At 66.1% G+C, this 13,337-nt stretch carries 10 protein-coding genes, 1 tRNA gene and 1 riboswitch; of the genes, 6 read left to right on the forward strand and 5 right to left on the reverse strand.

Translation table 11 applies throughout. From position 1 onward, the window contains the following. The first annotated feature begins 64 nt into the window (after positions 1-64). A complete protein-coding gene (locus tag BWQ92_RS06955) occupies positions 65-1,225 on the forward strand; it encodes a globin domain-containing protein (protein ID WP_076798875.1) in 1,161 nt (386 codons plus the stop codon). A gap of 343 nt (positions 1,226-1,568) precedes the next feature. Here BWQ92_RS06955 and BWQ92_RS06960 read toward each other — a convergent pair whose 3' ends face one another. Next, positions 1,569-3,395: a phosphoenolpyruvate carboxykinase (GTP) gene (locus tag BWQ92_RS06960; protein WP_076798876.1), complete on the reverse strand. Its 1,827-nt coding sequence runs from the start codon at positions 3,393-3,395 to the stop codon at positions 1,569-1,571. A 282-nt stretch (positions 3,396-3,677) separates the two neighbouring features. On the opposite strand from BWQ92_RS06960, the gene BWQ92_RS06965 reads away from it, so the two are divergent. Continuing rightward, positions 3,678-3,751, forward strand: a tRNA-Arg gene (locus BWQ92_RS06965). 94 nt (positions 3,752-3,845) lie between these two features. Here BWQ92_RS06965 and BWQ92_RS06970 read toward each other — a convergent pair. Then, positions 3,846-4,574 (reverse strand): FadR/GntR family transcriptional regulator, encoded by a 729-nt coding sequence (locus BWQ92_RS06970; RefSeq protein ID WP_076798877.1) that lies wholly within the window; start codon positions 4,572-4,574, stop codon positions 3,846-3,848. Positions 4,575-4,705: 131 nt separating this feature from the next. Between BWQ92_RS06970 and BWQ92_RS06975 the strand changes: the two genes are divergently transcribed. After that, on the forward strand, positions 4,706-6,163 hold the full coding sequence (locus BWQ92_RS06975; protein ID WP_076798878.1) for a dihydrolipoyl dehydrogenase family protein: 1,458 nt from the start codon (positions 4,706-4,708) through the stop codon (positions 6,161-6,163). A 97-nt stretch (positions 6,164-6,260) separates the two neighbouring features. Continuing rightward, a complete protein-coding gene (locus tag BWQ92_RS06980; protein ID WP_236783137.1) occupies positions 6,261-6,932 on the forward strand; it encodes a hypothetical protein in 672 nt (223 codons plus the stop codon). A gap of 80 nt (positions 6,933-7,012) precedes the next feature. On the opposite strand, the gene BWQ92_RS06985 is transcribed toward BWQ92_RS06980, so the two are convergent. The 3 genes from BWQ92_RS06985 to BWQ92_RS06995 all read right to left on the reverse strand — a co-directional run bounded on the left by BWQ92_RS06985 (position 7,013) and on the right by BWQ92_RS06995 (position 9,990). Next, a complete protein-coding gene (locus BWQ92_RS06985; RefSeq protein WP_076798880.1) occupies positions 7,013-8,440 on the reverse strand; it encodes a D-alanyl-D-alanine carboxypeptidase family protein in 1,428 nt (475 codons plus the stop codon). A gap of 73 nt (positions 8,441-8,513) precedes the next feature. Then, positions 8,514-9,041: a SixA phosphatase family protein gene (locus BWQ92_RS06990; RefSeq protein ID WP_076798881.1), complete on the reverse strand. Its 528-nt coding sequence runs from the start codon at positions 9,039-9,041 to the stop codon at positions 8,514-8,516. 73 nt (positions 9,042-9,114) lie between these two features. Next, the gene (locus tag BWQ92_RS06995) at positions 9,115-9,990 is read right to left on the reverse strand and encodes a winged helix-turn-helix domain-containing protein (protein ID WP_076798882.1); all 876 of its coding nucleotides are present in this window, start codon (positions 9,988-9,990) and stop codon (positions 9,115-9,117) included. Between the two features lie 709 nt (positions 9,991-10,699). Between BWQ92_RS06995 and BWQ92_RS07000 the strand changes: the two genes are divergently transcribed. Together BWQ92_RS07000 and BWQ92_RS07005 are read left to right on the forward strand one after the other, a co-directional pair. Further along, positions 10,700-11,440 (forward strand): response regulator transcription factor, encoded by a 741-nt coding sequence (locus BWQ92_RS07000; RefSeq protein ID WP_003801275.1) that lies wholly within the window; start codon positions 10,700-10,702, stop codon positions 11,438-11,440. Positions 11,441-11,443: 3 nt separating this feature from the next. After that, entirely contained in the window at positions 11,444-13,078 is a 1,635-nt protein-coding gene (locus BWQ92_RS07005; RefSeq protein WP_076798883.1) for a HAMP domain-containing sensor histidine kinase, read from the forward strand. A 104-nt stretch (positions 13,079-13,182) separates the two neighbouring features. Further along, a riboswitch (cyclic di-AMP (ydaO/yuaA leader) is annotated at positions 13,183-13,336 on the forward strand. Position 13,337: the final 1 nt, after the last annotated feature.

Below are 13,337 nucleotides of genomic sequence, written 5' to 3' on the forward strand. Positions count from 1 at the left end.
AAATGCAAGTATCAGCCAGTTCCGGTCCGGCCAAAGACCCCGGACCACTAGCTCAGGAGTGTCAATGCTCTCGGACAAAGCCCGCCCTGTCATCGAAGCCACCCTTCCCCTGGTCGGCTCACGAATCGGCGAAATCACCCCCAAGTTTTATGCCCGCCTCTTCGCCGCGCACCCGGAACTTCTGGACGGGCTGTTCAGCCGTTCAAACCAGCGCAACGGCACCCAGCAGCAGGCCCTGGCAGGGAGCATCGCCGCCTTTGCCAGCCACCTTGTAAACAACCCGGGCACCCTGCCGGAGACAGTGCTGTCCCGGATCGCCCACCGCCACGCTTCCCTCGGCATCACCGAGCCGCAGTACCAAGTGGTTTACGAACACCTCTTCGCCGCCATCGCCGAGGATCTGGCAGAGGTCATCACCCCTGAGATCGCCGAAGCCTGGACCGAGGTCTACTGGCTCATGGCAGACGCGCTGATCAAGCTGGAAAAGGGCCTCTACGCCGCCCAGGCCAACGGCAAGATGTGGACCCCGTGGAAGGTCGCCGCCAAGGCCCCCGCCGGCACCGGCTCCATGACCTTCACCCTGGAACCGGCCGATGACACGCCCGTCACCGAAGCGCTTCCCGGCCAGTACGTCAGCGTGAAGGTCACCTTGCCGGACGGCCTTCGCCAGGTGCGCCAGTATTCCCTCTCCGGCGGCGCCGGCACCAGCCGCAGCTTCACCGCCAAGCTGGACGACGGCGGCGAGGTCTCCCCCGTGCTCCACAACAGCGTGGAGGTCGGCGACATCATCGAGATCTCCAACCCCTACGGCGAAATTACCCTCAAGGACGGCGACGGCCCGGTGATCCTCGCCTCGGCCGGCATCGGCTGCACCCCCACCGCGTCCATTCTGCGCTCCCTCGCCGAGACCGGCTCGGACCGCCAGGTCCTGGTCCTGCACGCCGAAAGCACCCTGGACAGCTGGGCGCTGCGCTCCCAGATGACCAACGACGTCGAACGGCTCGACGGCGCCGATCTGCACCTCTGGCTCGAGCAGCCGGAAGCCGGGTCCAAGGCCGGTTTCATGTCCCTGCGCGAGGTGGACCTTCCGGCCAACGCCTCGCTGTACCTCTGCGGTCCGCTGCCGTTCATGAAGAACATCCGCAACGAGGCCATCAACGCCGGCATCCCGGCCACGAAAATCCACTACGAGGTCTTCGGCCCGGACATCTGGCTGGCCTCCTAGTCAGAACTCCTTAACGGACGACGGCGGCCCCGCACCTTTCGAAAAGGTGCGGGGCCGCCGTCGTAGGCTGGGCCCACGCTGCCGAGGGGCCCCAATCGAGCTTGCGAGATTGGGGAAGCAGTTGGGCCCACGCTGCCGAGGGGCCCCAATCGAGCTTGCGAGATTGGGGAAGCAGTTGGGCCCACGCTGCCGAGGGGCCCCAATCGAGCTTGCGAGATTGGGGAGGCAGTTGGGCCCACGCTGCCGAGGGGCCCCAATCGAGCTTGCGAGATTGGGGAGGCAGTTGGGCCCACGCTGCCGAGGGGCCCCAATCGAGCTTGCGAGATTGGGGAGGCAGTGGGGACTAGGCCAGGCGGGCCTTCAGGCCTTCCAGCTCCTGCTGGAGCGCTGCCGGCAGGGAATCACCGAAGTTGGAGTACCACTCCTCGATCGAGGCGAGCTCGGTCTTCCACTCGTCGGGGTCGACGTGGACCGCCTCCTCCACCTGCGCGGGGGTCATGTCCAGCCCAGTGAGGTCGATGGAGTCGCCGGTCGGGACGAAACCGATCGGAGTCTCCACGGCGTCGGCCTTTCCTTCGAGGCGCTCGATGGCCCACTTCAGGACACGGGCGTTGTCGCCGAAGCCCGGCCAGGCGAAGCCGCCCTCAGCCGTGCGTCGGAACCAGTTGACCAGGAAGATCTTGGGCAGGCGCTCCGGGTTGGCCTTGGCCGAGAGGTTGACCCAGTGGTTCAGGTAGTCACCGGCGTCGTAGCCGATGAACGGCAGCATGGCCATGGGGTCGCGGCGAACCACGCCGACGGCACCGGCGGCAGCAGCGGTAGTCTCGGACGACAGAGTGGAGCCCATGAAAATGCCGTTGGTCCAGTCGCGGGCCTCGGTGACCAGCGGGATCGTGGTCTTGCGACGGCCGCCGAACAGGATGGCGGACAGCTCCACACCGTTCGGGCTGTGGTACTCCTCGGCCAGCATGTCGATCTGGTCGATCGGCGTGCAGAAGCGGGAGTTCGGGTGGGCCGCGGGCTTGCCGGACTCGGGCGTCCAGGAGTTGCCCTGCCAGTCGGTGAGGTGTGCCGGGGTTTCCTCCGTCATGCCCTCCCACCAGACGCCGCCGTCGTCGGTCAGCGCAACGTTGGTGAAGATGCTGTTGCCCTTGGCGATGGCGCGCATGGCGTTGGGGTTGGTGCCCCAGCCGGTACCGGGTGCCACGCCGAAGAGGCCGGCCTCGGGGTTGACGGCACGGAGCTCGCCTTCCTTGCCGAACCGCATCCAGGTGATGTCGTCACCCAGGGTCTCCACCTTCCAGCCATCGATGGTGGGGTCGAGGAGGGCAAGGTTGGTCTTGCCGCAGGCGGAGGGGAAGGCTGCCGAGACGTAGTAGGTCTTGTTTTCCGGCGAGGTCAGCTTGAGGATGAGCATGTGCTCAGCAAGCCAGCCCTCGTCGTGGGCCATGACCGAGGCGATGCGCAGGGCGTAGCACTTCTTGCCGAGCAGCGCGTTTCCGCCGTAGCCCGAACCGAAGGACCAGATGGAGCGCTCTTCGGGGAAGTGCACAATCCACTTGTCCGGGTTGCAGGGCCAGGAAACGTCCGCCTGGCCGGGCTCCAGCGGAGCACCCAGGGAGTGCAGGGCCGGCACGAAGAAGGCGTTGGTCTCGGTGATCTTGTTCAGGACGTCCGTACCGATGCGGGCCATGATGCGCATCGAGGCAACCACGTAGGCGGAGTCGGTGATCTCGACACCGAACTTGGGGTCCTCGGCGTCGAGGTGGCCCATCACGAACGGGATGACGTACATGGTCCGGCCGCGCATGGAGCCGGAGAACAGCCCGCGCAGCTTCTCCTTCATCTCCGCCGGGGCCATCCAATTGTTGGTAAAGCCTGCGTCGTGCTTGTTTTCAGAGCAGATGAAGGTCTGCTCTTCGACGCGGGCCACGTCGGCCGGATCCGAGAAGGCGGCGAAGGAGTTGGGGAACAGGTCCTGGTTCAGCCGCTTCAGCGTGCCGGCTGCGACGAGTTCATCGGTGAGGCGGGTGTTTTCTTCCTCAGAGCCGTCAACCCAGTGAATGCGGTCCGGCTGGGTCAGCCCAGCGACCTCTTCAACCCACGCCAGCAGGCCAGCATGGGTAGTGGGTGCTTTCTCAAGCAGCGGCAGTCGCGCCAAGTGGGCCATTGCGGTTCCCTTCCTCGGGTTCGGTGGTGTGTGCTAAATGCTATTTCTGATGATCTGGACCAATTCCCTGTCAGACATCGGACCTCCCGGCTTGCTCGAGACAAATTCCGCGGAAACTCGCGGTTTTTGAATTTAGAAAAGTTGAAATTAGTGATGAAGGTCACATAGACCGGTCTAGTCGGCTAAATTACACGGTTCTCGATTTGGAACTGCGGCCGTTCTCCCGTAAAGTTATTCGAGGTTCGGGGGTGAGCGAGAAAAGCTCACTGAGAACCGGAAGATGCGCCCATAGCTCAGCTGGATAGAGCGTCTGTCTACGGAACAGAAGGTCAGGGGTTCGAATCCCTTTGGGCGCACAAATAGAAGGTCCGCACCGGGAAACCGGTGCGGACCTTCTGCGTTAAGCTCGGACCATAGAGCGCGAAAGCAGCTAATGGCCGGCGCAGTTCCCTATTCGCCGACCGCCTCACGTATCCGCTGGCGGAACCCCTCAAAGTGCCGGGCCAGCTCGCGGGCTGCCCCGGCTTTGTCCCCGGCCGCCACTGCCGAGAAGATGCTCCGGTGGAGCGCCGCGAGCGCGGGCAGGTCCTCGACGCCGGGCCCGACCTCGGTGTAGATGTTCCGGTACACCTTCCAGAAGACGCCCAGGAGGTTCAGTAGGAGCTCATTGTTAAGGGGTTCGAAGAGCCGGCGGTGGAACTCGGCATCTGCTTCCACAAAGGCGTCCCCCGCGGCGGCACTCTGCTCCATGCGGATCACGCACTCCTCGACCGCGGCCAGTTGTTCCGCCGTCATTTCATCCATTGCGCTGCCGATGAGACCCGCCTCCAGCGCCTGCCGGACGTCCACGAGCTGCTTCGCCTCCAGTCCGTGGTGCCGCAGCGAGAGCCGCCCGCGGAAAATCAGCCCGTCTGCGAGGGAGTCGAAATTGCTGGGGGCTACGAACGTTCCAAAGCCGTGGCGGATTTCTATCACTCCCAGCGCCTGCAGGACCTTCAGCGACTCCCGCAGGGTGTTCCGGCCGACGCCGAGGGCAAGGCACAGCTCGTTTTCGGTGGGAAGGGCGTCTCCGGGCTCCAGCTCACGCTCCAGGATCAGCTCCATGATGTCCGATTGCAGGGCCCGCAGGCGGGCCTGGGCACTGAAGCGGGCGGGCGGAACCACGTTGGAGGGCTGCATGGGAGGGCTCCTTTGCACTGGCCGTACTTTTCCTCACCGTAACGGATGTCCCATGTCCCCAGAACGGCCCGCTTCATTGTTACGGCACCGCGGGCCGAAATCCGCGGCAATGGCGGGCGTAGTCTGTTGCCATGCCACGTCTTGTTGAACGGGAATTCGATGTCATTGTGATTGGCGCCGGCGCCGCGGGCGAGAACGCCGCGGACCGCGTGGTGCAGGGAGGCCTGACAGCGGTCCTCGTGGAGGCCGAACTGGTGGGCGGCGAATGTTCATACTGGGCCTGCATGCCGTCCAAGGCGCTGCTGCGCCCGGGCACGGCACTGCACGGCGCACAGGCAGTTCCCGGCGCCAGCGAAGCAGTGACCGGAACGCTCGACGCGGCGGCCGTGCTCAAGCGGCGCGACTCCTTCACCTCCCACTGGCAGGATGCCAGCCAGGTGGAATGGGTGGAGGGCGCAGGGATCGAACTGATCCGGGGCCGGGCACAGCTCACCGGCGAGCGGGCGGTAAAAGTAGCCGGGCTGGACGGTGACGACTACGCGCTCACGGCGCGTCACGCCGTCGTACTTGCCAACGGTTCCACACCCAACCAGCCATCCATCGAAGGCCTGTCCGAGGTTGACTACTGGGGCACACGGGAGGCGACCTCGGCAAAAGAGGTTCCCGAAAGGCTGGGCGTGCTGGGCGGCGGCGTTGCCGGGACGGAGCTTGCCCAGGCCTTTGCCCGCCTCGGGTCCACGGTCACCCTGGTGGCCCGCAGCGGCCTCCTGCGCAACTTCCCCGCCGAAGCCGCCGAACTGGTGGCCGCGGGCCTGCGGGCCGACGGAGTGGACCTCCGGCTCGACACCAGGACCCGGAGCGTCCGGCGGAACTCCGACGGTTCCCTGACGCTCACGCTCGACGGCGGCGACACCGTGACGGTGGACAAGCTGCTGGTATCCACGGGCCGGCGGCCCGCACTGGAAGGGCTGGGCCTGGAGAGCGTTGGGCTGTCCGCCGGGAACGGCAAGCCCCTGGCCATCCGCACGGACAGCACCGGCCTGGTGGCGGACGCATCGGGCAACGGCGAGACTCCCTGGCTGTATGCGGTGGGGGACGCCGCCGGCAAAGTGCTGCTGACCCACCAGGGCAAGTACGAGGCCCGGGCCACCGGCGCCGCCATTGCATCCCGGGCGAAGGGCGAGCTTCGGGGTGAACCCGCGCCGTGGAGCCGCTATGCGCAGACAGCCGACGAACACGCCATTCCCAACGTGGTGTTCACCGATCCGGAGCTGGCCAACGTCGGCCGGTCGCTGGAGCAGGCCCGCAAGGACGGCTACAACGCGTCGTCCGTGGCGTTGCCCATCGAAGTGGCGGGCTCCTCCCTGCACGCGGAGAACTATGCAGGCTGGGCGCAGCTCGTGGTTGACGAGGACCGCAAGGTGATTCTCGGCGCAACCTTTGCCGGGCCAGACGTCGCCGAGCTCCTGCATGCCGCGACAATCGCCGTCGTCGGGGAGGTTCCGCTGGACCGCCTCTGGCATGCAGTGCCCTCCTACCCCACCGTCAGCGAGGTCTGGCTGCGGCTGCTCGAGAAGTATGGCCTCTGATGCTCCGTGACCAAAGCGTTGCAGTCATCATGACAATCGTGCGCGGCGACGCGCTGAGGGGATCCAAACCTCAGGGATGATTAGTCCCATGGGCCACATGGGTAACAGCGGTAAGACAGCCATCGGCGCGTTTGCCGCGGCAGCGGGACTGCTGGTGCTGACCGCCATGACCCTGGAGGAGGCGGTGCTCGTTGCATTCCTCGGGGCCGTGGCGGTGGGGTATGTGGCGTCCGTGGCCGAAGCCTTCGCCAGGCGCCGCTACCTTGCCCTGCTGGCGGGCGGGGCCGGGACCAGCCTGTTCGTCGGCTGCAGCATAGCCTTCCTGCGCATGTGGGGACTGGCCTTCAACGAGGACGCAGCCGCCCTCGGCCAGGCTGTAACCAGCAGGGATTCCGACATCTACTTTTACCTGGCGGCGGCTTCAGCGGCGCTGACCCTGCTGGTGCTGTTCAGCGCAGCGGTTTGGCCGTCGCGCCGGCGGCGCCAGCAGGAACGCGGAGGAGCTTCGGGCGCGGTGAGGCCTTCCGCCGCGGCCAGGCCAAATGGCAAGGCCAGTTCCCGGAGCGGAGGGACGGCCAAGCCCGGGAGCCCAGTCCCGGCCCGGTCGACCAGGAAACCGGCTGCGTCCGCCCGGGCGACCCAAACACCGGCGCAGGCACCGTCGCGTCCGGCGGTGAGGCTTCCGGCAAGTGCCAGGCAACCCGCCCAGCGCACGCCCGCCCCGCGCACACCCACCCAGCGATCCGACGCAAGGACGCCCCGCCGCTGATGGGGGGCGCCGCCGCTGACTGGGCGCGCCCCGAAACGGCGACCACCCGGCGTCGTGGGTTACCGGCTACCGGCTACCGGCTACCGGAAGATGTTGAACGACTGCCAGCCCAGCCCGACGGGCCAGGAGCCGGTGAACTGGTTGTTGCCCAGGCCGTAGTAAAAGAGGCGACCGTCGGTGGTCTTCGCAGTGAGCCCGCGCGTTCCGGACCCCTGGAACCCGAACGAGGCATGGGACTGGACCACGGCACCCCAGCCCGCCCCCACCCGGCGGCGGGGTTCCGTGACGAACTTTCCTGCGCCGTCGGACCTGTAGAGCAGGAGCTCACCGGACCCCCTGGTGACCAGCAGGTCCTGCCGGCGGTCATTGTCGAAGTCCGCCATGGCCAGCTTCATGCCCTGGAATCCCTGCCCGATCCGCAGCGCCGTGCTGAGCGCGCCGCCGCTGGTGTTCGGGTAGTAGTACACGGCGCCGTCGGCTGCCGTAGCCACCACGCCCGGGTACCGGTTGGCGCTCTGCCATTTGCCCACGGTGACGTTCATGGACTGCCATCCCGTAGCGCCCACGCGGACGGGGCTGAGGAAGCCGCCGGAGAGCTTGCCGCGGTACACAGACAGGCTTCCGGTCTTCCACTGGGCCACAATGTCGTTCACGCCGTCGGCATTCCAGTCGGCGACAAAGCCGGCCTTCAGGTCCGACCAGCCGGCTCCGATCCGGACGGCTGTGCCGAACCCGCCCCGGCCAGTGGCCGGATAGGACCACAGCACGCCGGCGGAATCCGCGGCGAGCACGTCGGCCCCGCTCCTGACGGTGGGCCGGGCTGAAAAGTAGTGCTCCATGGTGGGGATGCCGCGGCTCTTCATGTCAGTGGCCAGCGGAACACCGACGAATCTCAGGTGCCATGGCTCGTAGGTGTAGCCGGTGGTGCCGGAGTAACCCTGCGGGTAGCGCACAATGAAGCCGTAGCGGTGGGCATTCGCCGCCACCCAGCGCCCGCCCGGCGTGGTCCCGAAGCAGGCCGTGAGGCCGCAGCCGCCGCCTGCGTTGCCGATGTCCGCCGCCAACCCGGTCTGGTGTTCGCTGTAGCCGGGCCTGGCAGAGATCTGGTCGGCATAGGCCTGCCCGTACATCTGCACATAGGAGTTGTACAGGCTGCTCTGGGTGGCGTAGGAGCGGTAACCGCTGAGGAGTTCCAGGGAATGTCCGGCGGTGCGTGCCCCGGTGGACAGTTGGCTCAGGGCAGCTGCGACCTGGCGCCGCAGCAGGTGGCCGGTGCCATTCCAGCTGACGAGGTCCGCCGGCGCGAACTGCCTCGGGTTTAGCGGGCGTGACTTGTTGACCAGGACCCACTCGTGGCTGGGGTTCGAAACCACCTGCGTGGACAGGACCTCACCGGAGGGTGCCGCCGTGGCCGGCTGTGCGCCCGCGGAAAGCAGCAGAAGAACGACGACGGCGGCAGTGAACCGCCGGGCACCGGCCCGCCAGCGGGCGGCTACAGAATTCGGCATGGCGGCTCTTCCCCACTAGACGACGCTGGGGACAAGCTTACTCGCCCGGGCAAGTGTCCGCGCGGGGGTGCCGCTAGTGGGCGCGCGGGACCTTGAAGTGGGTGAGCTTGGCGTCCTGGCCATCGAGTTCAGCCCAGGGCTTCTCCGTCTCCAGCACGGTCAGTCCGCTGGTGGGAAAGCGCGTGGCGGCGTCCATGTAGGCGTCGTGGTTCGAATCCCGGGATGCCAGATGCATGGCCAGGTCCTGCACGCCGGGCATGTGGGAGATCACCATCAGCGTGGTCACGGTGTCCGGCACATGGTTGATGACAGCCAGCATGCGCAGCGCAGAGGCGGCGTAGAGCCCGTCCTCAAGCTTCGGCGTCGGGGCCTTCTCGCCAAGCTCGCTGCATACCCAGGTGCAGGTCTGCCGTGTCCGCAGCGCACTGGAGCACAGGATGAAGTCCGGGACGATGTTGTGCTTGAGCAGCCACTTGCCGGCAAGCGGGGCCTCGCGGTGGCCGCGCTCCTCCAGGGGACGCTCGTGGTCCGCCACCCCGCCCGGCCAGTCGGCTTTGGCGTGGCGCATGAGAACCAGCCGCTTCTTATGGTGAGCACTCATGGACTCACCCTACTATCAGCCGCGGAAGGCCAGTGCGCCACCCGGACCAGCCACGCAAAAGCGGCGGAGGAGGCTAGATCGAGTACTCCGGAGCGGCCCAGACGACAACCTCGGGGTGCTCATAGAAGCGGTAGCCCTGGCCGCGGACGGTGCGAACCGTGTTGGCTAGGCGGCCGAGCTTGGAGCGGAGCCGGCGGATGTGGACGTCGATGGTGCGCTCGTTCGGCACTTCCTCGGCGTTCCGCCACAGGCCCTCGAGCAGTTCGTCGCGGCCCACGGTACGGGTGCCGTTCTCCACGAGGTAGTTGAGCAGTTCGAATTCCTTGAACGTCAGGTTCAGGGACTCGCCGTCGAGGTGGACCTCACGGCGGGCGAGGTCGATCAGCACGCCCGAGGGACGCGGATCCTGGGCCGGCTGCACGCGGGCGGTTTCCGTGCGCTGCCGGGCATTGACGGTGGGGTCACCGAAGGTGGAACGGACGACGTCGAGCGCGGAACCGGGCGCACTGGCCGGCGCCACAGCAACGGCGGCGTAGCTCTCGGCACCGGTAACCAGGGACTGGGCGTAGGCCCGGATCTCCTGGGCAAGCTTGGCGATCGAGGTGCCGGCGGCAGCCGCGGTTTCCTCGTCAATTCCCATGTACAGGACGAACCCGCGGGCCACGTTTTCGTTGGGAACAGGACGGACAGGCGCAGCGGCGGCAGGGGCCACCAACGGAGTGGGCGCGGTCAGCGGTGCGGCTTCGTCAGCCTGCACGGCGCGGAGCTGTCCGTACGAGTTCGGGTTGTAGCCCTGCGGTGTGTAACCCGGCGCGGCGGGAATGCTGTTTGCCTGGCTGCCCGGAGCGAAGGCGGGGCGGGCGCCGAATCCCTGGCGCAGGCCCGGCGCCTGGCCTGCCTTGTTGGCGTTACGGACTGAGATGTGGACGTATCCGGATGCAACTGACATGTTTGCTTACCTCAATGTGAATGGCCGTCATCGCGGCTCGAATGCTTGGATCCCCGCAATGTCTGGGGAGGGGCGCCCTACGCTGGGCTGGGGGCGAATGCCTAAAAACTTCGATGGGGTGGTGAAAGTTAGGCGTGCATTCGACAACAGCGCATGTCGGCAGCAGCGGGTGTGCTGGGCCAATATTCTGCGACTGCAGGTGCTGTTGAGTTCTTGTTCACATTTGAAAGTGTGCAACGTAACAATGAAAACTTGCAAGTAACAATGGACGGAACTGTCCGCATACTGAGACAAACAACGTCTTTGTGTGATAAATCACAGTTTTCTCAGCGGGCATTTTCTTGATTCATTTTCCTGAACAAACGGTCGGAAAGCTGCGCCTACAGAATCATGTTCGATTTTTCCATGAATACGCGCTGAATATTCAACGACATTCGAATTGCCGGAAACCCGCAGACATGATTCCCCGATTGTCCAGCTATGACGCGGTTGATGCGGGGTATATCCGCTGAGGCGCGGATGGGGTTGGTGGTCAAATCCGCAAGGACGATGCCGGCAGCCCGGTTCCCCTGGCTGCCGCCCTACCTTCCGGGTGGTCAGCTGCAGCATGGTGCGTACACGGCGCCATTCAGCTCGCTACGCTGGGATTCACAGCCGGCGCACAGGATTGCCAAAGCGCGGGCTAAACACCAGAACGGAGAGTTGTCACATGGCCACTTCGCACTCCATGACCAACAACCTTCCCCAACTGACCCACCCGGACGGCTCCCCCATCCGTGCCCTGGTGGTCGACGACGAGCCAAGCCTTTCCGAGCTCATGAGCATGGGCCTGCGCATGGCCGGCTGGTCGGTCGCGGTAGCCGCCGACGGTCCCGAAGCTGTGAAACTCGCCAAGGAATTCCGCCCTGACGTGCTGGTGCTGGACGTGATGCTTCCCGGGTTCGACGGCGTCGAACTCCTGGGCAGGATCCGCGCCTTCGCGCCGGAGGTCCCGGCCCTCTTCCTCACCGCCAAGGACGCGGTACAGGACCGCATCGTGGGCCTGGCTGCGGGCGGCGACGACTATGTCACCAAGCCGTTCAGCATGGAGGAAGTCCTGCTCCGCCTGCACCGCCTGGTCCAGCGCTCCGGTGTCGCCGCCATGGATTCCGCTGAACTCGTGGTGGGCGACCTCGTCCTGAACCTCGACACCCGCGAAGTCACCCGCGCCGGCGACGAGCTGCAACTGACAGCCACCCAGTTCGAGCTGCTGCGCTACCTCATGGAGAACCCCAAGCGCGTGGTCAGCAAGGCGCAGATCCTTGACCGGGTATGGAACTACGACTTCGGCGGCCAGGCCAACATCGTGGAACTGTACATCTCCTACCTGCGCAAGAAGGTTGATGCCGTGCATCCGCCCATGATCCACACGGTCCGCGGCGCGGGCTACGTCATCAAGCCGGCAGAGTAGGCTGTGGCAAACCTTTCCGGGGCCTCCCGCACCCAGCGCCGAAGCTGGCTGAAACCAGGCACCTGGCATTTGCGTACCCGTCTGGTCCTGGTGGCCATGGCTCTCTTGGTGGCGATTTGCGGTGCGGTCGGCCTGTTCAGCTACGCCTCGATGGACTCCTTCCTGACTCAGCAGCTGGACAAGCAGCTCACGGACGCCGCGCGGCGGTCCAGTGAATTTGGCCGGCCACCGCTGGGCAACCCGGGTACACGTCCTGACCCGTTGGACGCGCGGGGCCAGCGGATCGGAACGCTCACCGCCAGGATCGCCAACGGCACCGTCAGCGGCAGCGGATTCATCGCCACAGATTCCACCCGAGCGTCGCTGTCCGCTGCAGACAACCAGACCCTTCTGAATCTCCGCCGCGACGGCGTGCCGGTCGAACGCACTCTGTCCTCGGGCACATACCGCCTGGTGGCCGCCCAGACTCCCTACGGCGACGTCATGGTGACCGGGCTCCCGCTGGCAGACAAGCAGAACACGCTGACCTCGCTGGTCTGGACCATCACCATCGTGTCGCTGGGCGGCCTCGTACTGATCGGCCTGGCCGGGACCGTGCTCATCCGGCGCACCATGAAGCCGCTGGAGCAACTCTCCGAGGTGGCCACCCAGGTTTCCCGCCTGCCGCTGGACGCCGGTGAGGTGGCACTCGCTGTCCGCGTTCCGCCGTCGAACGCCCATCCCGGAACCGAAGTGGGCAGCGTGGGGCATGCCCTGAACCTGATGCTGGACAACGTCTCCAGCGCGCTGGAGGCGCGGCAGGAAAGCGAGATGAAGGTGCGGCAGTTCGTGGCGGACGCCTCCCACGAGCTCCGCACACCGCTCACGGCCATCCGCGGCTACACGGAGCTGATGCGCATGACGGAAAACTTCACCCCGGACGGCCAGCGTTCGCTTGCCCGCGTGCAGAGCCAGTCGGAACGCATGACCGCCCTGGTGGAGGACCTCCTGCTGCTGGCCCGCCTCGATGAAGGCCAGCCGCTCAAACTCGGCGACGTGGACCTCACGCAGCTCGTGATTGAGACCGTCAGCGACGAAAAAGTCATGGCACCGGACCGGGCGTGGCATCTCGAACTTCCGGCGGAACCCATATCGGTCCGGGGCGACGCCTCACAGCTCCACCAGGTGCTGGTCAACCTGCTCTCCAACGCACGCAAGCACACCCCGCCCGGCACCACGGTGACCACCGGCGTGATGCGGTCAGCCGACGGCTCTGCTGTGATTTCAGTCACGGATGACGGCGCTGGCATCCCGCCCGAATTCGTGGATCGGGTCTTCGCGCGCTTCGCCCGCGCAGACGCATCACGTGCGACACCGGGGCAGCCGGTCCTGGCTCCGGCATGGGCGACGGCGAGCCGTTCCGGCGCCGGCGCCGCCAGCGCGGGAACACCCCTGCATGCCCCGGATTCACAGGGAAAACCGGATGTCCTGCAGGGTGAAGCGGGCATGGCCTCGGCCGAGGGAACCAGCGGCCTGGGCCTGTCCATCGTGCAGTCCATCGTCGAGGCCCACGGCGGAACGGTGGAGGTGACATCCCGGCCAGGGCGGACCGAATTCGCTGTCCGACTGCCCGCGCAAGGCGCCGCGCCGGCGTCGTGATGTCCGTTATCTAAATGTGACTTAATCAAAAGGCTCCTGTACGGTCGATAGAGTGCGGCCGCCACTTGAGCCGCATGTCCGGATTGACGCCCAGCTCTGCCGCTTCCCGGATTCCGCTATTTCAGGCAGAGGCGGGGGAACCAGAGTCCCGGGCTTTCCGCATCAGCCCTTGGGGTGAAGCCGACACGTGTAGTTTCCGTGCGGCCGGATGACCTCATCCGAACCCGACAGCTAACTCCGCAGGTGTTGAGAGGCAATC

The sequence above is a fragment of the Arthrobacter sp. QXT-31 genome, from assembly GCF_001969265.1.
Taxonomy (GTDB): Bacteria; Actinomycetota; Actinomycetes; order Actinomycetales; family Micrococcaceae; genus Arthrobacter.